This window comes from Mycolicibacterium sp. XJ879 (assembly GCF_053483935.1).
In genome coordinates, this window is record NZ_JBEFTH010000012.1 from 91,411 (window position 1) to 114,338 (window position 22,928).

At 67.0% G+C, this 22,928-nt stretch carries 20 protein-coding genes; 7 read left to right on the top strand and 13 right to left on the bottom strand.

The window, feature by feature from the left end; translation table 11 throughout:
- The first annotated feature begins 96 nt into the window (after window positions 1–96).
- Window positions 97–1,536, top strand: coding sequence for a neutral zinc metallopeptidase (locus tag ABQF13_RS22020; RefSeq protein ID WP_448394906.1), 1,440 nt, complete (start codon window positions 97–99; stop codon window positions 1,534–1,536).
- Window positions 1,537–1,566: 30 nt separating this feature from the next.
- Here ABQF13_RS22020 and ABQF13_RS22025 read toward each other — a convergent pair whose 3' ends face one another.
- The 3 genes from ABQF13_RS22025 to ABQF13_RS22035 form a co-directional block, all read right to left on the bottom strand.
- On the bottom strand, window positions 1,567–2,331 hold the full coding sequence (locus ABQF13_RS22025; protein WP_448394907.1) for an MspA family porin: 765 nt from the start codon (window positions 2,329–2,331) through the stop codon (window positions 1,567–1,569).
- Window positions 2,332–2,439: 108 nt separating this feature from the next.
- A complete protein-coding gene (locus tag ABQF13_RS22030) occupies window positions 2,440–3,288 on the bottom strand; it encodes a Vgb family protein (RefSeq protein WP_448394908.1) in 849 nt (282 codons plus the stop codon).
- A complete protein-coding gene (locus tag ABQF13_RS22035) occupies window positions 3,285–5,924 on the bottom strand; it encodes a glycosyltransferase family 1 protein (protein ID WP_448394909.1) in 2,640 nt (879 codons plus the stop codon). The genes ABQF13_RS22030 and ABQF13_RS22035 overlap by 4 nt, the downstream gene beginning before the upstream one ends.
- Window positions 5,925–6,082: 158 nt before the next feature.
- On the opposite strand from ABQF13_RS22035, the gene ABQF13_RS22040 reads away from it, so the two are divergent.
- Together ABQF13_RS22040 and glgB are read left to right on the top strand one after the other, a co-directional pair.
- Complete coding sequence (locus ABQF13_RS22040; RefSeq protein ID WP_448394910.1) at window positions 6,083–8,170, top strand: alpha-1,4-glucan--maltose-1-phosphate maltosyltransferase; 2,088 nt, start codon at window positions 6,083–6,085, stop codon at window positions 8,168–8,170.
- Between the two features lie 5 nt (window positions 8,171–8,175).
- Window positions 8,176–10,383, top strand: a complete 2,208-nt coding sequence (gene glgB / locus ABQF13_RS22045; RefSeq protein ID WP_448394911.1) for a 1,4-alpha-glucan branching protein GlgB — start codon at window positions 8,176–8,178, stop codon at window positions 10,381–10,383.
- A 105-nt stretch (window positions 10,384–10,488) separates the two neighbouring features.
- On the opposite strand, the gene ABQF13_RS22050 is transcribed toward glgB, so the two are convergent.
- From ABQF13_RS22050 to ABQF13_RS22060, 3 genes are read right to left on the bottom strand one after another with little or no spacing between them, the layout of a single operon-like run.
- Window positions 10,489–11,382 (bottom strand): tetratricopeptide repeat protein, encoded by an 894-nt coding sequence (locus ABQF13_RS22050; RefSeq protein WP_448394912.1) that lies wholly within the window; start codon window positions 11,380–11,382, stop codon window positions 10,489–10,491.
- Window positions 11,383–11,394: 12 nt separating this feature from the next.
- Complete coding sequence (locus ABQF13_RS22055) at window positions 11,395–11,778, bottom strand: DUF3817 domain-containing protein (protein WP_448394913.1); 384 nt, start codon at window positions 11,776–11,778, stop codon at window positions 11,395–11,397.
- A gap of 43 nt (window positions 11,779–11,821) precedes the next feature.
- The gene (locus ABQF13_RS22060; protein WP_448394914.1) at window positions 11,822–13,003 is read right to left on the bottom strand and encodes an acetyl-CoA C-acetyltransferase; all 1,182 of its coding nucleotides are present in this window, start codon (window positions 13,001–13,003) and stop codon (window positions 11,822–11,824) included.
- A gap of 83 nt (window positions 13,004–13,086) precedes the next feature.
- Between ABQF13_RS22060 and mce the strand changes: the two genes are divergently transcribed.
- Window positions 13,087–13,566, top strand: a complete 480-nt coding sequence (gene mce / locus ABQF13_RS22065) for a methylmalonyl-CoA epimerase (protein WP_448394915.1) — start codon at window positions 13,087–13,089, stop codon at window positions 13,564–13,566.
- Here the strand turns inward: mce and ABQF13_RS22070 are convergent.
- Both ABQF13_RS22070 and nucS read right to left on the bottom strand, forming a co-directional pair.
- A complete protein-coding gene (locus tag ABQF13_RS22070; protein WP_448394916.1) occupies window positions 13,563–13,859 on the bottom strand; it encodes an Rv1322 family protein in 297 nt (98 codons plus the stop codon). The genes mce and ABQF13_RS22070 overlap by 4 nt on opposite strands.
- Window positions 13,859–14,530: an endonuclease NucS gene (nucS, locus tag ABQF13_RS22075; protein WP_448394917.1), complete on the bottom strand. Its 672-nt coding sequence runs from the start codon at window positions 14,528–14,530 to the stop codon at window positions 13,859–13,861. The genes ABQF13_RS22070 and nucS overlap by 1 nt, the downstream gene beginning before the upstream one ends.
- Window positions 14,531–14,576: 46 nt before the next feature.
- On the opposite strand from nucS, the gene ABQF13_RS22080 reads away from it, so the two are divergent.
- Window positions 14,577–16,184 carry an adenylate/guanylate cyclase domain-containing protein gene (locus ABQF13_RS22080; protein ID WP_448394918.1) on the top strand — a complete coding sequence of 536 codons (1,608 nt, stop codon included), beginning with the start codon at window positions 14,577–14,579 and terminating at the stop codon, window positions 16,182–16,184.
- Here the strand turns inward: ABQF13_RS22080 and glsA are convergent.
- Window positions 16,173–17,471, bottom strand: a complete 1,299-nt coding sequence (glsA, locus tag ABQF13_RS22085; RefSeq protein WP_448394919.1) for a glutaminase A — start codon at window positions 17,469–17,471, stop codon at window positions 16,173–16,175. The genes ABQF13_RS22080 and glsA overlap by 12 nt on opposite strands.
- Before the next feature lie 29 nt (window positions 17,472–17,500).
- Window positions 17,501–17,974, bottom strand: coding sequence for a nuclear transport factor 2 family protein (locus tag ABQF13_RS22090; protein WP_448394920.1), 474 nt, complete (start codon window positions 17,972–17,974; stop codon window positions 17,501–17,503).
- A gap of 98 nt (window positions 17,975–18,072) precedes the next feature.
- On the opposite strand from ABQF13_RS22090, the gene ABQF13_RS22095 reads away from it, so the two are divergent.
- Window positions 18,073–19,884: a fatty acyl-AMP ligase gene (locus ABQF13_RS22095; RefSeq protein ID WP_448394921.1), complete on the top strand. Its 1,812-nt coding sequence runs from the start codon at window positions 18,073–18,075 to the stop codon at window positions 19,882–19,884.
- Between the two features lie 17 nt (window positions 19,885–19,901).
- On the opposite strand, the gene ABQF13_RS22100 is transcribed toward ABQF13_RS22095, so the two are convergent.
- The 3 genes from ABQF13_RS22100 to ABQF13_RS22110 form a co-directional block, all read right to left on the bottom strand.
- Window positions 19,902–20,420, bottom strand: coding sequence for a hypothetical protein (locus ABQF13_RS22100; protein WP_448394922.1), 519 nt, complete (start codon window positions 20,418–20,420; stop codon window positions 19,902–19,904).
- An 85-nt stretch (window positions 20,421–20,505) separates the two neighbouring features.
- Window positions 20,506–21,225, bottom strand: a complete 720-nt coding sequence (locus tag ABQF13_RS22105; RefSeq protein ID WP_448394923.1) for an NUDIX hydrolase — start codon at window positions 21,223–21,225, stop codon at window positions 20,506–20,508.
- Between the two features lie 22 nt (window positions 21,226–21,247).
- Window positions 21,248–21,958, bottom strand: coding sequence for a TetR/AcrR family transcriptional regulator (locus ABQF13_RS22110; protein WP_448394924.1), 711 nt, complete (start codon window positions 21,956–21,958; stop codon window positions 21,248–21,250).
- Window positions 21,959–22,045: 87 nt separating this feature from the next.
- On the opposite strand from ABQF13_RS22110, the gene ABQF13_RS22115 reads away from it, so the two are divergent.
- Window positions 22,046–22,918, top strand: a complete 873-nt coding sequence (locus ABQF13_RS22115; protein ID WP_448394925.1) for an SDR family oxidoreductase — start codon at window positions 22,046–22,048, stop codon at window positions 22,916–22,918.
- Window positions 22,919–22,928: the final 10 nt, after the last annotated feature.

The following is a 22,928-nucleotide window of genomic DNA, read 5'->3' on the forward strand; positions in this document are numbered from 1 at the left end:
CCGCTTGCGCCGAAATCGACGTATTGGCGAAATTCACTCGCACTTTCGCGCCCAAATGTCCCATTGGGCGAAACTTGGCGTATTAGGTATATCTGCATGGGTCGACGACACCTGGTGGGCGCCGTGCTCGCTGCGGCGTCGGCGCTGCTCGTCGCGGCATGTACGGCGACATTGCAGGGCCAACCCGTCTCGGTGTTCGCCGACCCGTTCCGCGTCGCGGGTATGCCGGCGACCGACGGACCGACCGGGCTGCGGCCCGACGCCGCCGAACCGACCCGCAAGGTCCACGGCACCGACGGCGGCGACGTCGACGAACTGGCCCGCCAGGCCGTCAGCGACATCGAGGAATTCTGGTCCGACGCCTACCGCGAGCCGCTCGGCGGCGCGTTCCGCCGGGTGAAGGCCCTGATCTCCTGGGACGCCAACGGATTCGACAGCATCGAGTTCTGCGGCGGCGACACCTACGGCCTGGTCAACGCCGGCTTCTGCCACGACGACCAGACCATCGGCTGGGACCGCGGCGAACTGCTGCCCGACCTGCAGCACGCCTACGGCGACATGGGCGTCACGATGGTGCTCGCCCACGAGTACGGCCACGCCGTGCAGCGACAGGCCAAGATGGTCGGCGATATCACCCCCACCTTGGTCGCCGAACAGCAAGCCGACTGCCTGGCCGGGGTCTACATGCGCTGGGTGGCCGAGGACCACTCGCCGCGGTTCACGCTGTCCACCGGCGAAGGCCTCAACAACGTGCTGGCCGCGGTGATCGCGTTCCGCGATCCGCTGATGAGCGAGACCGACCCGGACGCCGGGGTCGACGCGCACGGCTCGGCGTTCGAACGGCTCTCGGCGTTCCAGTTCGGCTTCACCGACGGCGCGGCCGCATGCGCCTCGATCGACATGCGCGAAATCGGCCAGCGCCGAGGCGATCTGCCCGTGCTGCTCGACGAAAACGAGACGGGCGAGTGGGAAGTCAGCGAGACCTCGGTGCGCGCCATCATTGACGTGCTGAACATTCTCTTCGAGCCCGCCGATCCGCCGCGGCTGAGCTTTGCGGTCGCCGACTGTCCCGGCACCCGACCGAGCCCGCCGGTGGCGTACTGCCCGGCCACCAACACCATCGCCGTCGACCTCGACGAGCTGGCCCGGATGGGCACGTTAGACGTCACCAGCGGCGGTGTCGGGCTGGCCACCGGCGACAACACCGCCTACTCGGTGCTGGTGTCGCGCTACATGCAGGCGATCCAGCACCAGCGCGGCGGCGTCGCGCTCGACGACGCCGAGGCTGCGCTGCGCACCGCCTGTCTGACCGGTGTGGCCACCACGATGCTGTCGAAGTCGGTCACCACGCCCGACGGCAACACCGTCGCGCTGACCGCGGGCGACGTCGACGAGGCGGTGTCGGGCATCCTCACCAACGGCTTGGTCGCCAGCGATGTCAACGGTGAGTCGGTGCCATCCGGGTTTTCCCGGATCGACGCGTTCCGCATCGGGGTGCTCGGCGATCAGGACCGCTGCTTCAAACGCTTCTCATGACAGCGGGTTGCTCGCGGCTGAGCTGAGCCGCTAAATGTGTTTGGTCACGCCGTACCAGGCGACGATCGCCTCCGACATCTCGGTGGAGCGAGTCAAGAACGCATACGAGCGGATGAACGACTCGCCGACGCAGCCGTCGATCTTGACCCGGAAGTCGCTCACCATCACCCACGGCTCGGCGCCGGTGAACTCCTTTTTCGTCACCGGAACCACGTTGATCAGACCGGGTTTGAGGCCGACGGTGATACCGCCGCCGATATTGCCGCCGACGCTGGGCAATACCCCGAGCTCCACCGGTCCGGCGGCGTCGATGCCCAGAATTCCCAGCGACGGGTTGATGCCCGCGGTGCCGGTCAGCGAGACGCCGTTGGACGTGCTCATGTCGATGCCGCAGCCGATCTCGTAGCCGACCTCGAGGGTGCCCCCCGGAGTGCTGCCGTCGTCGGGACCGCTCAGCTTGCCGGTGTAGGTGCCGCCGACCACGTACTCGCGCGACGACAGCGCCGTCGTCAGCGGAGGAACCGGGGCCTGGGTCTCGTCCCTGGCGCCCAGTTCCAGACGCCAACCGTCGGGAGCCTCCTTCACCACCGGCGGCGTGGATGCGACCGCACCGTCGTCGTGCGGCCGTGGCGCGTCAGGTGCGAGTGCGCCCTCTGGTGGCGGTGCGGCGGGCGCCACGTCGACGACGGGCTCGATCGCCGGTTCGGCCGACGCCGTGGCAGCTGCCAGCCCTCCGAGCAGCCCGCTGATCGCCAGGAAGGTGATGGCGCCCCGCAACCCATGTCCAACCGTCACTGCTGAAGTCCTTCGCCACGCGTCGCGGTAATTGACGCACTGGAGGGCAACCTACCTGGGCCGCCGCGGCTGCTGTACGAGTGTCCGGATAATTGCGCGGCACAGGTCTCAGGTCGGCATCCGCAACACGTAGCCGGCCTCCAGCGCGACCCACGGTGCGCCGTCGGGGCCGATCGCCAGCCCGTGCGGCTCGCTACCCTGCGGGAGGTCGATGACGACGATCTCGCCGTCGCCACCGACCCTGGCGATCTGATGCGACCCCCACAGGCTCACCCACACGCCGTCGTCGGGATCGGCCACCACCGCGTGTGGTTTACCGGGCAGGTCGATCTCCTGGATCGCGTCGTCAAGCGGGATGCGGCCGAGTTTCTCGGCGCGGATCTCGGTGAACCACACCGCGTCATCGTGCGTTGCGGCGATTCCCACCGGACCCGCTGCAGCAGTGGGTAATTCGCGCACGGTCAGGCCATCCGGCGGCGACAGCCGACCGATCGCGTTGGCCTGGTTGAGGGTGAACCACAACGCGTCGTCGGGTCCGGTCGTGATCATCGCCGGCGCGCCGCCGACCGCATGGCGATCGGTCACCTGCCCGTCGAGCGAGATCCGGCCGACCTCACCGGAGGCCATCGCGGTGAACCACAGCGCTTCGTCGGGTCCCACGGTGATGCCGTAGGGGCCGCGGTCCTCGCCGAGCGCAACCGCGCTCAACTCCCCCGCCGTGGTGATCCGGCCGATACGGTGGTCGCCGGCGCGGGTGAACCACAACGCGCCGTCGGGACCCGCGGTGATGAGCGACGGGCGACTCTGCACGTCGACGGGGAACACCGCGACCTCACCTGTGGTCGTCACCCGCGCGATCGCGCCTGCGTGCACCAGCGTCACCCACAGCGCACCGTCGGCGCCGAGAGCCAGTGCGTAGGGCCCCCCGTCGAGCGGGACCTTCAGCGCACCCGTCATGCGGAGGTGACGAGGCCGAGTTCGTTGTCGCCGGCCAGCAGCGGGTGGTGGGGCAGCACCCGCACCGTGTATCCGACCGGACCGGCGGCCGGCAGCGGCGTCGTCGTCGAAAAGATCGCATTGCCACCGTCGGCCGTGCCGGTGTGCTGCATCGGCACGGTCACCGGATCCACCAGGGTGTTGCTGGCGTCGACGCGACCCAGCACCGCCTGCACGGTCACCTCATCGGGTCGCAGGTCGGCGAGTTGCACCTTCGCGGTCAACGTGAGCTCGGACCCGAGCAGCGGGGTGTCGGGCAGCCCGGAGCTGTCGACATCGGTGATCTGGATTTTCGGCCAGGCGTCCTGGGCGCGCCGCCGGTAGGCCGCGAGGTCGCAGGCCGCACCGAACGGTTCACCGTTGGAGTTGGGTTGCACTGTCTTACGCAAGGATTGGGCGGCGGGCGCGTAATACTTCTCGGTGTAGTCGCGAACCATGCGCGACGCCAACACCTTCGGTCCGAGTGCGATCAGCGTGTGCCGCACCATCTCCACCCACCGCATCGGGATGCCGTGCTCGTTGCGGTCGTAGAACTTCGGCGCCACCGATTGCTCGAGCAGATCGTAGAGCGCGGCCGCCTCGAGGTCATCGCGTCGCTCTTCGTCGGCGAGGCCGTTGGCAGTCGGGATCTCCCAACCGTTTTCGCCGTCGTACCACTCGTCCCACCAGCCGTCGCGGATCGACAGGTTGAGCCCGCCGTTGAGCGCACTCTTCATCCCCGAGGTGCCGCACGCCTCCAGCGGCCGCAGCGGATTGTTCAGCCATACATCGCATCCCCAGTACAGCTGGCGGGCCATCGACATGTCGTAATCGGGCAGAAAGGCGATGCGGTGCCGCACCTCGGGCCGGTCGGCGAACTTGACCACCTGCTGGATCAGCGCCTTGCCGCCCTCGTCGGCGGGGTGGGACTTGCCCGCCACGATCAGCTGGATCGGCCGCTGCTCGTCGAGCAGCAACCGTTCCAGGCGTTCGGGGTCGCGCAGCATGAGCGTCAGCCGCTTGTACGTGGGAACCCGCCGGGCGAACCCGATGGTCAGCACTTCCGGGTCGAACGCCGTTGCGATCCAACCGAGTTCGGCATCGGCTGCGCCGCGTTCGGCCCACGACCGGCGCAGCCGCACCCGCACGTCCTCGACCAGCTGATTGCGCAGTTGCGAGCGGATCCACCACATATGGCCGGGATCGACCTGATGCAGCCGCTCCCACACCTCGGGCTCCCACACCGCGGGCTCACCACGCGAGCCGGCGCCGATCAGTTCGCGACCCAACTCCAGCCACTGCGGCGCCGCCCACGTCGGGGCGTGCACGCCGTTGGTGATCGAGCCGATCGGCACCTCGGTGGGGTCGAACCCCGGCCACAGCGCGTTGAACATGTGGCGGCTGACCTTGCCGTGCAGCAGCGATACACCGTTGGCCCGCTGGGCTAGCCGTAGACCCATGTGGGCCATGTTGAATTTCGCCGGGTCCTCTTCGGCGCCGAACGCGACGATGCGGTCCAGCGGGACCCCGGGCAGCAGCCGCGAGGGCGGACCACCGGCCGGCTGCCCGTCGTGCGCGGGCGCATCGGCGCCACCGCCGAAGTAGCGCCTGACCATTTCCACCGGAAACCGGTCGATGCCCGCGGGCACCGGCGTGTGGGTGGTGAACACCGTCGACGAGCGCACCACCGTCAACGCGGTGTCGAAGTCCAGCCCGGCGTCGACGAGCTCCCGGATGCGCTCGACACCGAGGAAGCCCGCATGTCCCTCGTTCATGTGGAACACCTCGGGAGAGGGGCGGCCCTCCATTTCGATGAACGCCCGGATCGCGCGCACCCCGCCAATGCCGGCCAGGATCTCCTGCTTGATTCGGTGTTCCTGGTCGCCGCCGTAGAGCCGGTCGGTCACCCCGCGTAGCCGGTGGTCGTTTTCCGGAATGTCGGAATCCAACAGCAGCAAGGGAATTCGGCCCACCTGAGCGACCCAGATCCGTGCGCGCAGCTGGTTTTGCTCGGGCATCGCCACGTCCACGAGCACCGGCCTGCCGCTGCGGTCGGTGAGCTGTCGAAGCGGAAGGCCCTGCGGATCCAGTGACGGGTAGCTCTCGTGCTGCCAGCCGTCGGCGGTCAACGACTGACGGAAGTAGCCCGAGCGGTACAGCAGCCCCACCGCGACCAGGGGCAGGCCCAGGTCGGAGGCTGACTTGAGATGGTCACCGGCCAGGATGCCCAGGCCGCCGGAGTAGTTCGGCAGCACCTCGGCCACCCCGAACTCCATCGAGAAGTAGGCGATGCCGTGGGGTAGTTCGGCGCCGTGGTCAAGCTGCTGCTGATACCACAGCGGGCGGGTCAGGTAGTCGTCGAGATCGGCGACGAGCCCGTCGAGGCGACCCAGAAACGATTCGTCGACCGCCAGCTCATCGAGGCGCTTCGGGCTCACCTGCCCCAGCAGGGCGACCGGGTCGCAGCCGACCTGCCGCCACAGATCCTCGTCGATGGTGGCGAACAGGTCCTGCGTGGGTTTGTCCCACGTCCAGCGCAGGTTGATGGACAGCCGTTCGAGCGCGGCCATCCGATCGGGGAGGTGGGCGCGCACGGTGAACCGTCTCAGGGCTTTCACGCGAGACAACCTTACTGATCTGTCACACCGGCGCAGCTGGGAACCCTGTTCGCTTCGGCGCGAGGGGTTGGGCCGCGCATTACGGTGGGTATAGGGCGGCAGAGGGTTCTCACGAGGCTGTTAGGCACAGGGCCGCGACAACGTTAAGGAGTGGTGGGGTGGCCGGTCGGATCGCAATCGACGACGTCGCACCTGTCATTTCCGGCGGTCGGTACCCGGCCAAGGCCGTCATCGGCGAAATCGTGCCGGTGACGGCGACGGTGTGGCGCGAGGGCCACGACGCCGTCGCGGCCACGCTGGTCGTGCGCTACCACGGCCGCGGCTACCCGAAGCTGGTCGAGGACCCACCCGGTTTGGTGCGGGCGGCCGAAGCCGTGCCGATCGAGGAGGTCGTCACCGGAGCCTCACGAATCAAACCGCAGCGGCTGCCCATGTCGACGGGCACGACGCCGGACGTGTTGCACGGTCAGTTCACCCCCGACGCGGTCGGTCTGTGGACGTTCCGGGTCGACGGGTGGGGCGACCCCATTTCGACGTGGCGCAAGAACGTGACCGCGAAGCTGGACGCCGGGCAGAGCGAGGCCGAACTGTCCAATGACCTGTTGGTCGGCGCCACTCTGTTGGAGCGCGCCGCCGCCGGGGTGCCCCGCCAGGATCGGTTTCCGCTGATCGACGCGGCGGCCCGGCTGCGGGAACCCGGCGATCCGTTCGCCCGTGCGGGTGCGGCGCTGTCCCCCGAGGTGGACGAGTTGTTATCGCGCTATCCGCTGCGCGAACTGGTCACCCGCGGCGAGCAGTACGGCGTGTGGGTCGACCGCCCCCTGGCGAGGTTCAGCGCCTGGTATGAGATGTTTCCGCGGTCGACGGGCGGGTGGGACGCCAGCGGCAACCCCGTACACGGCACGTTCGCCACCGCCACCAAGGCGCTGTCGCGGATCGCGCGGATGGGGTTCGACGTGGTGTATCTGCCGCCGATCCACCCGATCGGCAAAGTGCACCGCAAGGGCCGCAACAACAGCGTCACCGCGGCGCCCAACGACGTCGGCTCACCGTGGGCGATCGGCAGCGACGAGGGCGGCCACGACGCCGTGCACCCGAGGCTGGGCACCATCTCCGATTTCGACGATTTCGTCGCCGCCGCCCGTGACGAGGGTATGGAGGTCGCGCTGGACCTGGCGTTGCAGACCGCGCCCGATCATCCCTGGGCGCGTGAGCATCCCGAGTGGTTCACCGTTTTACCCGACGGGACCATCGCCTACGCGGAGAACCCGCCCAAGAAGTACCAGGACATCTACCCGCTGAACTTCGACAACGATCCGGCCGGGCTGTACCAGGAAGTGCTGCGCGTCGTGCGGTACTGGATTTCACACGGCGTGAAGGTGTTTCGCGTCGACAACCCGCACACCAAGCCGCCGGACTTCTGGGCCTGGCTGATCGGCGAAGTGAAGAACGACGACCCCGACGTGCTGTTCTTGTCCGAGGCCTTCACCCGCCCGGCCCGGTTGTACGGGCTGGCCAAACTCGGCTTCACCCAGTCTTATACGTACTTCACCTGGCGCACGGCGAAGTGGGAGCTGACCGAATTCGGCGAGCAGATCGCCGAGCACGCCGACTATGCGCGGCCCAACCTGTTCGTCAACACCCCCGACATCCTGCATGAGAGCCTGCAACACGGCGGGCCCGGCATGTTCGCGATCCGGGCGGTGCTGGCGGCGACGATGAGCTCGTCATGGGGGGTGTATTCGGGCTATGAGCTGTTCGAGCATCGGGCCGTGCGCGAGGGCAGCGAAGAATATCTGAACTCCGAGAAGTACGAACTTCGGCCGCGCGACTTCGAGGCCGCGGTGGCCGACAGCGAATCGCTGGAGCCGTTTTTGACTCAGCTCAACGAGATTCGGCGCGTCCACCCGGCGCTGCACCAGCTGCGCACCATCAAGTTCCACCACCCCGACAACGATGCGCTGCTGGCGTACAGCAAGTTCGACCCCGCAACCGGCGACCAGGTGCTGGTGGTGGTGACACTCAACCCGTTCGGCGTCGAAGAGACCACCTTGTGGCTCGACATGGCCGCGCTGGGTATGGAACCCTACGACCGGTTCTGGGTGCGCGACGAGATCACCGGCGAGGAATACCAGTGGGGCCAAGCGAATTACGTCCGTATCGATCCGGCCAGAGCCGTGGCGCACGTGCTCAACATGCCTCAGGTTGCGCCGGAGCACCGACTGAACCTGCTGCGTAGGGAGTGACCGACATGACGCAGACCAATCCACTCACCAGCCCCCATCTGAGGCCACACACCGCCGACCTCAACCGGCTGCTGTCCGGCGACCATCACGATCCGCATTCGGTTCTCGGCGCCCACGAGTACGACGACCACACCGTCATCCGGGCCTACCGGCCGCACGCGCTGGAGGTGGTCGCGCTGATCGGCGACGCGCGGTATCCGTTCACCCATATCGAGGCCGGATTGTTCGCGGTGGCGCTGCCGTTCACCGACCTGGTCGACTACCGCCTCGAGGTCAGCTACGCCGGCCAGGACGGCAAGACCCATCGCCACACCGTGGCCGACGCCTACCGGTTCTTGCCCACGCTCGGCGAGATCGACTTGCACCTGTTCGCCGAGGGCCGCCACGAGCGGCTGTGGGAGGTGCTGGGCGCCCACCCGCGCAGCTTCACCACGCCCGACGGTGTGGTCGACGGGGTCTCGTTCGCGGTGTGGGCGCCGAATGCCAAAGGTGTCAGCCTGATTGGTGACTTCAACCACTGGGACGGCACGGAGGCTCAGTTGCGGGTGCTGGGCTCCACCGGTGTGTGGGAATTGTTCTGGCCCGGTTTCGAGATCGGGGGCCTGTACAAGTTCCGGATCCACGGCGCCGACGGCTCGGTCAGCGACCGCGCCGATCCGATGGCGTTCGCCACCGAGGTGCCGCCGCAGACGGCGTCGAAGGTGACGCACAGCGAGTACCGCTGGCGCGACGGCGAATGGATGGACCGGCGGGCCGATCTCAACCCGGTGTTCGAGCCGATGAGCACCTACGAGGTGCACCTCATGTCGTGGCGGCCCGGGCTGAGCTATCGCGAGCTGGCCGAGCAGCTCACCGAATACGTGGTGGCACAAGGCTTCACCCATGTCGAGTTGATGCCGGTGGCCGAACATCCGTTCGGCGGCTCGTGGGGTTACCAGGTGACGTCGTATTACGCGCCGACGTCGCGGCTGGGCACCCCCGACGAGTTCCGCTTCCTCGTCGACACCCTCCACCAGGCCGGCATCGGCGTGATCATGGACTGGGTGCCCGCCCACTTCCCCAAGGACGCGTGGGCGCTGGGCCGCTTCGACGGGACAGCGCTATACGAGCACTCCGATCCGCGTCGCGGCGAGCAACTCGACTGGGGCACTTACGTATTCGACTTCGGCCGCGCCGAGGTGCGCAACTTTTTGGTGGCCAACGCGCTGTACTGGTGCCAGGAGTTCCACATCGACGGTCTGCGCGTCGACGCGGTCGCCTCCATGCTGTACCTGGATTATTCGCGTCCCGAGGGCGGCTGGACGCCGAACATCTACGGTGGCCGGGAGAACCTCGAAGCCGTGCAGTTCCTGCAGGAGATGAATGCGACCCTGCACAAGGGGGCACCCGGCATCGTCACCGTCGCCGAGGAGTCGACGTCGTGGCCGGGCGTCACCAGAGCGACAAATCTTGGCGGCCTTGGGTTCTCGATGAAGTGGAACATGGGCTGGATGAACGACACCCTGGAGTTCGTCAAGCGCGACCCGATCCACCGCAGCTATCATCACCACGAGATCACGTTCTCGATGCTGTATGCGTTCAGCGAGAACTACGTGCTGCCGGTCAGCCACGACGAGGTGGTGCACGGCAAGGGCACACTGTGGGGCAGGATGCCCGGCAACGACCACGTCAAGGCGGCCGGGCTGCGCGGCCTGCTGGCCTACCAGTGGGCGCATCCGGGCAAGCAGCTGTTGTTCATGGGCCAGGATTTCGGCCAGCGTGCCGAGTGGTCGGAGGAACGTGGCGTCGACTGGTATCAGCTCGACGAGAACAGCTACTCGACGGGCATCCAGCGCATGGTGCAGGACATGAACGCCATCTACGGCAGCAGGCGGGCGCTGTGGTCGCGCGATACCAGCCCCGAGGGCTATTCCTGGATCGACGCCAACGACTCGGCCAACAACGTGCTGAGCTTCTTGCGCTACGGCGATGACGGCTCCGTGATGGCGTGCGTCTTCAACTTCTCCGGCGCCGAGCACACCCGCTACCGGCTGGGCCTGCCGCACACGGGCACGTGGCGCGAGGTGCTCAACACCGACGCCGACATCTACAACGGCGCCGGGATCGGCAACTACGGTGCGGTCGAAGCGACCGACGAGCCGTGGCACGGCCGCCCCGCGTCGGCGGTCATGGTGCTACCGCCGCTGGCCGCCCTCTGGTTCGAACCGGCCTGACACATTCACGCCCAAAGGCACAAACGGGCGGAAATGTGCGAGTAAATTCCGCCATTTCGTCGATCTCGGCGGAAGCTGGGTGCCCTCGGCGCCAGGTGCGCGGAGCTAGTAGAGCGCGTTGGCGAGCTTGCGCCGGCCCGCGATCACCTCGGGGTCGGCGGCGTCGAACAGCTCGAACAGCTCGACGAGCCGCGTGCGGACCTTGGCGCGGTCCTCACCGGCGGTGCGCTTGACCAACCCGACCAACCGGTCGAAGGCCGCACCGACGTTCTGCTGCAGGATCTCGACGTCGGCGGCCGCCAACGCCAACTCGATGTCGTCCGGCTGGGCATCGGCGGCGACGATCGCGCCGGGGGCACGCGTAGTCGCCCGCTGAAGAAAGCCGATCTGGCGCACCGCGCCCTTGGCCTCGGCATGGGCTGGGTTGGCGTCCAAGATTGCCTGATAGGCCTTGCCCGCCGCGTCGAAGTCACCGGCGTCGAGGTGCGCGCGCGCCTGCGCGAGTTCGGGATCGACCTGTTCGGGTTGGTCGGGATCATCACCGCCGGGGAGCTTGCCGGCGACCGCGTTCAGCAGTGAATCGATCCACTGCCGCAGCTGCTCGGGCGGTTGCACGCCCTGAAAGCTCGACAACGGTTGGCCGGCGCCAAAGGCCACGACCGTCGGGACGGCCTGCACGCCAAACATCTGCGCCACCCGCGGAACCGTGTCGACGTTGACCGTCGCCAGCGCCCACTTACCGCCGTCGGTCGACGAGAGGTTGGCAAGCGCATCACCCAACTGGATGCTGGCGTCGCTGCGCGGCGACCACAACAACACGACGACGGGCACCTGCCCGGAGCGGGCCAGAACTTCTGCTTCGAGGTTGGCCTCGGTGATCTCTACCCCACCCGATGGGGCTGCCGAACCACCGTCACCCGCGGACGCCCGCTGCTTGAGCGCTGACAGGTCAACCGCACCGGCCATCGAGGCCGCAATTGAAGGTCGAGGACGAGTCACGCTACAAGTTTGTCACGTCGATTCGGGTGCGGTCAGGCCCGGCTGGGCAACGGGCCCGGCGACCGCGCCGACGCCGATCCGCCCGGTGCGATCGGCCCATATGACGAAGATCACACTGCACATCGGCAGAATGCTCGACAACGCCGCCAGCAACCAGGTGCCGTACGCCCATTTGAACACCAGTCCGGCCAGCAAGGCGACCGCAACAAAGGCCACGAAGATCGCCCCGTGCGCCGCGCCGAACACCTTGACCCCGATCTCGGTCCGAGGCGTGCCCAGGTACTTGAAATACATCCCGATCAGCAGTCCGGCCCAGCTGATTGCCTCAAGCAGGGCGACCAATCGGAACCATCGAGCGACGGACCGAGGATCGAGCGCACGGGTCATGGCCGCCATTGTGCCCGAAACCCGAGCCGATTACTACGCAGCGTCGTAGGCGCTACCCGGCGCGCAGAACCAGCGCGTCGCCTTGGCCGCCCGCCCCGCACAGGGCCGCCACGCCGTAGCCGGAACCTCGTCGCGCCAGCTCGAGGGCCGCATGCAGGGCGATCCGAGCCCCCGACATCCCGATGGGATGGCCGATGGCGATCGCGCCACCGTTGACGTTGACCTTGTCCAGATTCACGCCGAGTTCCTTGGCCGAGGCCAACGACACCGCGGAGAACGCCTCGTTTATCTCGATCACATCGAGCTGATCAACGGAGATGCCTTCGCGCGCAATGGCCTTCTTGATGGCGTTGGCCGGCTGGGACTGCAGGGAGGAGTCCGGGCCTGCGACGACGCCGTGGGCGCCGATCTCGACCAGCCAGGTCAGACCCATCTCGACGGCCTTGTCCTTGTTCATCACCACGACTGCGGCCGCACCGTCGGAAATCTGCGACGCGGAACCGGCGGTGATGGTGCCGTCCCTGCGGAAGGCTGGCTTGAGACCCGCCAGCGACTCGGTAGTGGTATTGGCCCGGATGCCCTCGTCCTCGGCGAACTCGATCGGGTCACCCTTGCGTTGCGGTATCTGCACGGGCACGACTTCGTCGGCGTAAACGCCGTCTTTCCATGCCGCAGCGGCCCTTTGGTGCGAGCGCGCGGCGAACTCATCCTGCTCGGCGCGGGTGAACTGGTCGACGTCGTTGCGCTGCTCGGTGAGCGCGCCCATCGGCTGGTCGGTGAACACGTCGTGCAGGCCGTCGTAGGCCATGTGGTCCAACACCGTGACGTCGCCGTACTTGTAGCCCGAGCGGCTGTTCATCAACAAATGGGGCGCCTGCGTCATCGACTCCTGACCCCCGGCGACCACCACGTCGAACTCGCCGGCACGGATCAACTGATCGGCCAATGCGATCGCGTCGATTCCGGACAGACACATCTTGTTGATGGTCAGCGAGGGCACGTCCCAGCCGATACCCGCGGCGATCGCGGCCTGGCGGGCCGGCATCTGCCCGGCACCGGCGGTCAACACCTGTCCCATGATCACGTACTCGACGGCCGAGGCTGGAAGCTTGGATTTCTCCAGTGCCCCGGCGATCGCGATGCCGCCGAGGTCACTGCCGGAAAAATCCTTGAGCGAACCCATGAGTTTGCCCACCGGAGTGCGTGCTCCAGCAACAATCACCGACGTTGTCATTTAAATCCTCCCAGCCATGGGTACACACATATGTGGCCCATGACACATTCCGCAACCAGTTGTCTCAAGGTTACCGTTACGTTATGACCACCGAACAGGTTGATGCCCGTCCGGCCCTCGCGAGCGCGTTGGTCACAGCAATCGACCATGTCGGAATCGCGGTGCCCGATCTGGACGCAGCGATCAAGTGGTACCACGACCACCTCGGAATGATCGTTCTGCACGAAGAGATCAACGAGGACCAGGGCGTTCGTGAAGCCATGCTGTCCGTGCGGGGTGCCCCCGTCGGCAGCGCGCAGATCCAGTTGATGGCTCCGCTCGACGAGACCTCCACGATCGCGAAGTTCCTCGACAAGCGCGGCCCCGGTCTGCAGCAGTTGGCTTATCGCGTCAGCGACATCGACGCGCTTTCCGAGCGGCTGCGCGCTGACGGCGTGCGGCTGATCTACGACGCACCGCGGCGCGGCACCGCCAATTCGCGGATCAACTTCATCCATCCCAAGGATGCCGGCGGAGTGCTCATCGAGTTGGTCGAGCCCGCTTCAGACGACGCCGCCGACTAAGACCACTTCCGCGTCGGGCTACGCGTATTGCGGTGCGTCCAGCACGGCGTGTGCCAGTGCCGACGGTCTTCGATCGCTCCGCCGCCCTCGGCTGGGAAAACGACCAAATGTGGTGTGCCGGGTTGGATTTCGTGATCGCACCCCGGGCACCGGTATGTCTTGGTGGCGCGCGAGGCCGGAACCGGTCGAACTTCGTATTCGTATCCGTCCGGGCCGATCTCGATGCGACGCGGGACAGGCATCGGCGTCGACGGCGCCGGTCGCCGCCGCGAGGGCCTGCCGTGCCGAGCCATCAGAACAGCCGGAACTCGTTGCTGTCCATACCGCGCATCTGGTCGTAGTCCAAAGTCACGCAGCGAATCCCGCGGTCAGTCGCCAGTGTCCGCGCCTGCGGTTTGATCTGTTGGGCCGCGAAGATGCCGGCCACCGGCGCCAGCAGCGTGTCCCGGTTGAGCAACTCGAGGTAGCGGGTGAGCTGTTCGACCCCGTCGATTTCGCCGCGGCGTTTGATCTCCACGGCGACCGATCCGCCGTGCTCGTCACGGCACAACAAGTCCACCGGTCCGATCGCGGTCATGTATTCCCGGCGCACCAGCGTGTAACCGGGGCCCAGCAGCTCGACGTGTTCGGCCAGCAGTTCCTGCAGGTGGGCCTCCACCCCGTCCTTCACCAACCCCGGGTCCACACCGAGTTCGTGGCTCGAGTCGTGCTCGATCCCTTCGATCGTGATACGCAACTGCTCGCCAGCCTTGTTCTCCACCACCCAGACCGGCACCGGCCCATCGAGGTTCTCGGTCAGCCGGCACGGCGGGGTCATCCAGTTCAGCGGCTTGTAGGCGCGGTCATCGGCGTGCACACTCACCGACCCGTCCGCCTTGATCAGCAGCAGGCGACGGGCCGACGGCAGATGTGCCGTGAGCCGTCCAACGTAGTCGACGGTGCACTGGGCAATGACAAGACGCACCCGAACCACATTAAGGGGCGGTCCGGGCGATTTAGGGTGGGGCCAGATGAACGCCAACAAGAGTACCCTCGCGCGCCGACTGGGCCGTATCGCCGAAGCCGTCACCCGGCAGAGCGGACGGCTACCCGACGGTCCGGAGTACGGGTCCTGGCTGCTCGGCAAGTCGACGGAGAACCAGCTACGCCGTCGGGTGCGCATCCAGATCATCCTGACGGTGCTGGTCTTGTTCTGGAACTTCCTCGGCATTGCGGTGTCGACGCTGTTGGTGGCGGTCGCGTTTCCGGTGCCCAGCGTGTTCACCGACGCTCCGGCGTGGCTGTCGTTCGGAGCCGTGCCGGCCTACATCGTCGGAGCGTTGGTGGTCGGCGTCTTCTGGATCACCAGGCGCACGGTCAACGCGCTGCGGTGGGCCATCGAAGAACGCCGGCCCACCGCCGAGGATCACCGCAACGCGTTCGTGGCGCCGTGGCGGGTGGCGTGGGCGCTGATCGCCTTGTGGGGTGTGGCTACGGCGCTGTTCACCACGCTCTACGGCATCGTCGATACGGTCTTCATCCCGCGGTTCCTGTTCTCGTTGGCGTTCCCCGGTGTCATGGTCGCCACGGCCGGCTATCTCACGACGGAGTTCGCGTTGCGGCCGGTGGCCGCGCAGGCGCTGGAGTACGCCCCGCCGCCGCGGCGGCTGAGCGGCGGACTCATGGGGCGCACGATGACGGTGTGGCTGCTCGGCTCGGGCGTACCGCTGATCGGCATCGTGATCACAGCGCTGTTTGCGCTGGTGTTGCAGAACCTGTCGGAAACGCAGTTCGCCGTCGCCGTGATGATCATCTCGCTTCTTGGGTTGATGTTCGGTTTCCTTCTGATGTGGCTGCTGTCGTGGCTGTTCGCGACGCCGCTGCGGGTAGTGCGCGCGGCCCTCAATCGCGTCGAAGAAGGCGACCTGAACTGTGAAGTGGTGGTTTTCGACGGCACCGAACTCGGCGAGTTGCAGCGCGGCTTCAACCGGATGGTCAACGGGCTGCGCGAGCGGGAGCGGTTGCGCGACCTGTTCGGCCGCCACGTCGGCCGAGATGTCGCAGCCGCCGCCGAGAAAGAGCACACCAAGCTCGGCGGCGAGGAACGTCACGTTGCAGTGATCTTCGTCGACATCATCGGTTCCACACATCTGGTGACACAACTGCCCGCGACCCAGGTCGTCGACCTTCTCAATCGGTTCTTCTCGGTGGTGGTCGAGGAAGTCGACCGCCATCGCGGGTTCGTCAACAAGTTCGAGGGCGACGGCGCATTGGCCGTCTTCGGCGCGCCCAACCACCTGCGCTCCCCCGAAGACGCGGCGCTAGCCGCGGGTCGGGCCATCGCGCGGCGCATCGGTGATGAGACTCCCGAGTTCGGCGCCGGCATCGGGATCGCGGCGGGAGAAGCGGTCGCCGGCAATGTCGGTGCCCGAGAACGGTTCGAGTACACCGTCATCGGCGAACCCGTCAACGAGGCGGCGCGGCTGTGCGAACTGGCCAAGACCAAGCCCTGTCACCTGCTGGCGTCGTCGGCGGCCGTTTCCAATGCATCCGAAAGCGAGCGAGCGCATTGGACATTCGGTGACACCGTGACGCTGCGTGGGCACGACGAGCCGACCCGCCTGGCGTTACCCGTCTGACGTGCGCCGTGCCGCGACGGCTTTCTCCGCGGCCCGCAACGCATCATCGAACGTGCCGAAAACTTGCGCTTTAGACTCCGAAACATCGGCCACCCGCAACGTATCGTCGGGATCGACCAGATAACCTTCTTTGCCTGCCGCCGTGAGGAACTCGCGCATGCCGGCAAGCATGCGCCGGGAAGTGGCGTCGATGTCGTCCACCCGTGACACTTCCAGGATGGCCACGTCGAAGTCGTCGTATTCCCGCTCGATGTTGCGCAGCACCTGCTCGGTTCCTGCGAACAACAGGTCGCCGTGCAGTTCGTAGATCCGGATGCCGGGACGGGCGTCGTAGGCGGCCCGGACCGTCGAGAGTGACTCGCGGGTGACCGACATGAAGTGCATTCCCAGGTTCGCGGACAGGCTGCGGCACACCTCCACGCCACGCACGCTGTGACCTTTGGCATCCAGCCGCGGCGAGTAGACCCCGATGCCGAGCTGACCAGGAAGGACGGCGGTAATACCGCCGCCCACACCACTTTTGGCCGGCATACCCACCGCGCTCACCCAGTCACCCGCCGCGTCGTACATCCCGCAGGTGACCATCACGCTCAGCGTGCGGGTGACCACAGCGGCGTTGGTCACCCGCCGCCCCGATTGGGGTTCGACACCGCCGCGGGCAAGCGTCGTCGCCATCCTGGCCAGGTCGGTGCTCGTCACGTTGATCGCACACTGCCGGAAATAGACGTCGAGGATCTCGTCGGGATCACCCTCGAGGGCGCCGAAGCTCTGCAACATGTAGGCGATCGCACGGTTTCGGCTGCCAGTGGCTTTCTCCGATGCGTACACGTCGTGATCGACCGTAAGCTCTCGACCCGCGAACTCCGAATAGAACTCGAGTATCTGGTTGAACCGGTCCTCGGCGCTGACGCCGGGGATCAGCGAAACCGCAGCGATGGCACCCGCGTTGATCATCGGGTTCTTCGGCTTCTTGGTGGTTCGGTCGACGCTGATCTCGTTGAACGCCTCGCCCGATGGCTCCACGCCGATCCTCGCATCCACCGCTTGCTGGCCAAAACGGTCGAGCGCGAGCGCGTACGTGAACGGCTTCGACACCGATTGGATCGTGAACTCCGTTGCGGCATCGCCGCATTCATAGACATATCCGTCGGCCAGCGACAACGACAGCCCAAGCGCGTCGGGGTTGACGCGGGTCAGCTCGGGAATGTAGTCGGCCAATGCCCCTTCGGTGTTGGGGAGGTGTTCGGCACAGATTTGGTCCAGGTACTCCTGCACCAGTTCCGCCATGGCGAAATCCTAACGACGAGGCGTTGCGTTCACAGGCCCAACTCGGTGAGCCCGGCGTGGTCGGCCGGTCGCGGCCCGCTTCGGTCCCAGCGAAACAGGCGATCGGCCTCGGTGAGAACGACGTCGTTGATGCTGGCGTGGCGTGTCCTCATCAGCCCGTCGGCGTCGAACTCCCAGTTCTCGTTGCCGTACGCGCGAAACCACTGGCCGGAGTCGTCGTGGTACTCGTATGCGAACCGCACGGCGATGCGGTTGTCGCCGTAGGCCCAGATCTCCTTGATGAGCCGGTATTCGAGTTCGGTTGCCCACTTTGCGGTGAGGAAGTCGACGATCTGCGCCCGCCCCTGCACGAAGGTGGACCGGTTGCGCCACCAGCTGTCGGGGGTGTAGCCGTTGGCGACGCGTTCGGGATCCCTGGTGTTCCAGAGATCTTCGGCGACACGCACCTTCGCGGTGGCGGTATCGAGGGTGAACGGCGGCACGAGCGGCATGGTTGGCGTCATGATCCCTCACTTCCTGACAAAGCACCTTGCGAGCCTTTTTGGTCACATCCCGGTAGAGATAGGTGATACCGCGCGTCACATTAATTAGACTCGACGGTATGGCCGCTTCCACCGACCATAGAGGTCTGCTGCAGATCGAGGACTGCCTGGATGCCGAGGGCAACGTCGTTCTGCCGCCCGGCGTCACGCTGGTTTCGCTCATCGACCGCAACATCGCCAACGTCGGTGACGCGGTCGCCTACCGGTACCTGGACTACACGGGATCGGCAGACGGTCGGGCCATCGAGCTGACATGGAACGAACTGGGACGTCGTATCAGGGCGATCGGTGCGGCCGTACAACGCGTCGCCTCGCGGGGTGACCGGGTGGCCATCCTGGCTCCGCAGGGCCTCGATTACGTCGCCGGGTTTTACGGCGCGGTCAAGGCGGGCATGATCGCGGTTCCGTTGTTCGCCCCCGAACTCCAGGGCCACGCCGAACGGTTGGACACCGCCCTGAGCGACGCCCGGCCCGCGGCGGTTCTCACGACGCGCGCGGCCGCCGACGCCATCGAGGCGTTCCTGATACAGCGCACGTTGCGGCCCCGCCCCGTACTCATCGTCGTCGACGAGATACCCGATTCCGTGGGCGAGACGTTCTCACCGGTCAATCTGGATGTGGACGACGTCGCGCACCTGCAGTACACCTCCGGATCGACGCGGCCCCCGGTCGGCGTGGAGATCACCCACCGGGCGGTCGGCACAAACCTGATCCAGATGATCCTGTCGATCGACCTGCTGGACCGAAACACCCACGGGCTCAGCTGGCTGCCGCTCTACCACGACATGGGTTTGTCGATGATCGGCTTTCCCGCGGTCTACGGCGGCCATTCGACGCTGCTGGCGCCCACCGCGTTTCTTCGGCGGCCCGAGCGCTGGATCCGCGCACTGTCCGACGAGTCGGGCCGCGGCCGGGTGGTCACCGCCGCGCCGAACTTCGCCTACGAGTACACCGCCCAGCGCGGCGTGCCCGCCGCGGGCCAGGACATCGACCTGCGCAACGTGGTGATGATCGTCGGATCCGAACCGGTCAGCATGGACGCGATCACGACGTTCACCGATGCGTTCACGCCGTACGGGCTGCCTGCAACGGCGATCAAACCGTCCTACGGCATCGCGGAGGCCACCCTGTTCGTGTCGACCATCGCGCCCGACGCCGAGCCGTCCGTGGTGTACCTCGATCGCGCGCAGCTCGCCGATGGACGCGCGGTGCGGGTGCCAGCCGACGCGAAAAGTGCGCTGGCGCAGGTGTCCTGCGGTCAGGTCGCGCGCAGCCAGTGGGCGGTGATCGTCGACCCCGAGGGCCACGAGGAAGTCGCCGACGGTCGGGTCGGTGAGATCTGGTTGCACGGCGACAACGTTGCGCGGCGGTACTGGGCCCGCCCGCAGGAATCACAGCAGACGTTCGATGCCACGCTGGACTCGCGGCTGACGACGGCCAGCCACGCCGACGGGGCACCGGGCGACGCCGCTTGGATGCGCACCGGCGACCTCGGGGTGTATCTGGACGGGGAGCTTTACGTCACCGGCCGCATGGCGGATCTGGTGACCGTCGGTGCGCGCCAGCACTATCCGCACGACATCGAGAACACGGTGGCGCTGGCGTCGGCGATGGTGCGCCGGGGTTACGTGGCGGTGTTCACCGTCGGCGATGACGACGTGGTGGTCATCGCCGAACGTGCGTCGGGTACCCGCCGCGCCGACCCGCTGCCGGCGATCGCCGCCATCCGCGCCGCGGTCGCGGATGTGCACGGCCTGTCGGTCGCCGACGTCCGCTTCGTGCCCGCCGGTTCGATCCCGCGCACCACCAGCGGCAAGCTGGCTCGACGGGCCTGCCGCGACGAGTACCTGCGCGGTGGGGTACGCGGCTAAGCCTGTGCCACCAGGCCTTAGCTGCTGCTGTCGCCACCCACCTCGGCGGGTAAGGGCGGCGGCAGCGGTGTCGTCGGCGTGGCGGTCGCACTCGGCGCTGCCGGCGAGGCGCCCGGGTTGCCCGACGGTGCTGAACCATGGAAGTCGACCATGGTCTCCTCCCGGATCACCTTCGTGCCGGACGTGATGGTCAAGGCGTCCGCGGTCACCGTGTAGGTGATCCCGTCGTTGTCGGCGCTGAAGCCGCCGTCGTCCGCAGGCGAAGCCGGCGCGATCAGCTTGGCGCCGTCGCGCACCCGCACACCGCGGTACTCGTAATCGCCGTCGGTAGACATACAGATCGCCACCCGCGAACTGCCGGTGCTGCCGAAGACCACCGCGGTGCTCGGCGGGGCACAGCGCGCGGTGGAGTCGACGTAGCCGCGGCTGTCCGACGTGGGCGCGGCCGCCGCCACTGGTACCCCGAAAGTGAGCAGCGCGGCTCCCGCCGTCGCGGCGGCCAAGAAGGACAATGCGGACGGCTCATGTGTTGACATCGCCACCACCAGACCACGGCTGAGGCCCGTGGGCGAGGCGCACCCGCGGAATTGACGAGATCGTTAGGACTTTGATATCTGCGGGCTATGACCACGCGAAGACGGGTTGTTCGAGCGTGTCGACGGGGTCGCTGCGGCCTTCCAGGGCCAGCCACCGCAGCTGCAGCAGCACCGCGCCCGTGGGGGCGTGGATCAGGTCGTTGCCGAGAGGTATCTGCACGACGGGGCGCGGACTCTCCGGGATGCTGACGAACCGCGGGGAATCGCCGCGCTGAAGCTGGTGCAGGCCGACGCGGTAGACCGCCACCACCTCGTCGGGCGCCGGGCGCAGGTCGAGTCGTCCACCGCCCCAGATCACCACCGGAGTGATGATGTAGCCCGACCGGGTCGGATAGTCGTCGAGGATGCCGAGCACCGAAGAGTCGGACAGCCGGACCCCCACTTCTTCGTCGAGTTCGCGCAATGCGGCGTCGATGACGGTCTCGCCCGGGTCCACGCGCCCGCCGGGCAGCGCCCATTGCGCGGCGTGAGTGGATAATCGAGACGCCCTGCGGCACAGCAGAAACGCGGCACCGCCGGAGACGTCGACCATGCGGCCGTCGAGCCCGGCCTCCGGCATCGGCCGTCCGTCGATCCAGTCGTCGACGGGCGCCGGGTCCACCCGGTCCTCGCCGAGCGCAGAGTCGACGAGAACCACCGCGACCGCGGCGCGGCGCTTGGCGGGATCGCTCGCGGTGCGGCGGCGGTGGCCTGCCATCCGTTGCCGAATCTGTTCGCGCAGGCCGTCGTCGTAGCTGATCGTCACCGTTTGACTGTAAGCCAACCGCTCATCGCGACAGCCGGTCGAGCCACTCGACGAGCAGCGCCGTCTCGGCTTCAGTCAGCACGCTGGCATCACCCGTTTCCAGTACTGACTTCAGCGCTATGGCGCGTGCCGCCGTGCGGGTGTCTTCGAGTCGACTGTCCGGGCGGTCGGTCGTGATGGCCGCCAGCATGGCTTCTCGGGTGGCGTTGGACAGGCCGGGGTCGCGAGCCTGCGGCGGCTGCGAGACGAGCGTGAGCGTGACACCGCGGCACGCCGAATGAACCATATCGGCGGCGCGGTCGACGCGTACCCGCAGTCGGCCGGCTTGTGCGATCCGCTGCATCATCCCCTTGAGGATGGCGTCGCCCTCGGCGACCGCTCGGGGTACGGCGTCTGGTCGCGGATCGCCGTAGAGCACCGCGTACGTCGCGGGGTTGGCGAGCCCGAACTCGACGTGGCGGTCCCAGCCCCCGCGCAGGTCTTCGACGGGATCGTCGGTCCGCGGCTGACGGCGTTTGACGGCGAGATACTCGGCCATGCCGAGGCTGGCCGCATCGTCGATCAGCTGGCGCATATCGCCGAAGTGCCGGTAGATCGTGGGGGCTTGAACCTGCGCCGCCGTGCTGACATTTCGGGTGGTCACAGCCTCACGCCCATGCCGGGCGAGGATGTCGGCGGCCGCGCGCAGAATGCGCTCCCGCGGCTCGAGCTGTGGCTTAGCGACCCCCGACATGTTATCGACGATAGCACTGTTGGCATTCTGGTGATAACATCAGCGCTATCGTACTTTTGCTATCACCTTTAACGAACGGAGGGCCCGGTGGAGTGCACAAGCGACAAGGACGAAGGCGAACCGCGTCGGCTGTCCCGCCGGTCGATGCTGGCAGCGACTGCGGCAGTGGGCGTCGGCGCTTCCGGTATCGCCGGCATCGCCGCCGCAACCATGGGCGAGGACCGACCCTCAACCGGCAAGTCGGTAATCGTCACGGGCTCGTCACGCGGCATCGGCGCTGCGACCGCGCTGCGGTTGGCGCGCGACGGTTACGCCGTCACGGTCAACTGCGTGGTCAACCGGCACCTGGCCGCAGACGTCGCCCGCGAGATCGAGGCCGGCGGTGGACGGGCGATCTGGGTACAGGCCGACGTCAGCGACCCGCTGGCAGTTCGCCACCTGTTCGACCGACACGAAGAAGCCTTCGATGGCGTCGACGTGGTGATCGCCAACGCCGGGATCATGCACCTCGCCTCGATGGCGCAGATGGCCGACGCGGACTTCGACCGCATGTTCGCGGTCAACACAAAAGGCAGCTTCAACACGCTTCGTGAGGCGGCGCGGCGCGTGCGCGACGGCGGCAGGATCGTGACGCTGTCATCGAGCATCACGCAATTGCGTACGGCCACATACGGTCCGTATGCGGCAACAAAAATGGCGCAAGACATGTATGCGGCCGCGCTGGCCAAAGAGCTTGGCAGCCGACAGGTCTCGGTGAACGCCATCGCCCCGGGCGTCGTCAATATGACCTTGTTCACCGACGGAAAGAGCGCCGAGCAGATTGCGGGTTTCGCGCAACGAACACCGCATCAGCGGCTCGGTGAACCAACCGATATCGCCGACGTCATCGCCGCGTTGTGCAGCGGTGACGGCGGCTGGGTCAACGGCCAGACCGTTTTCGCCAACGGCGGCCTGGTCTAGGAGGGAAACA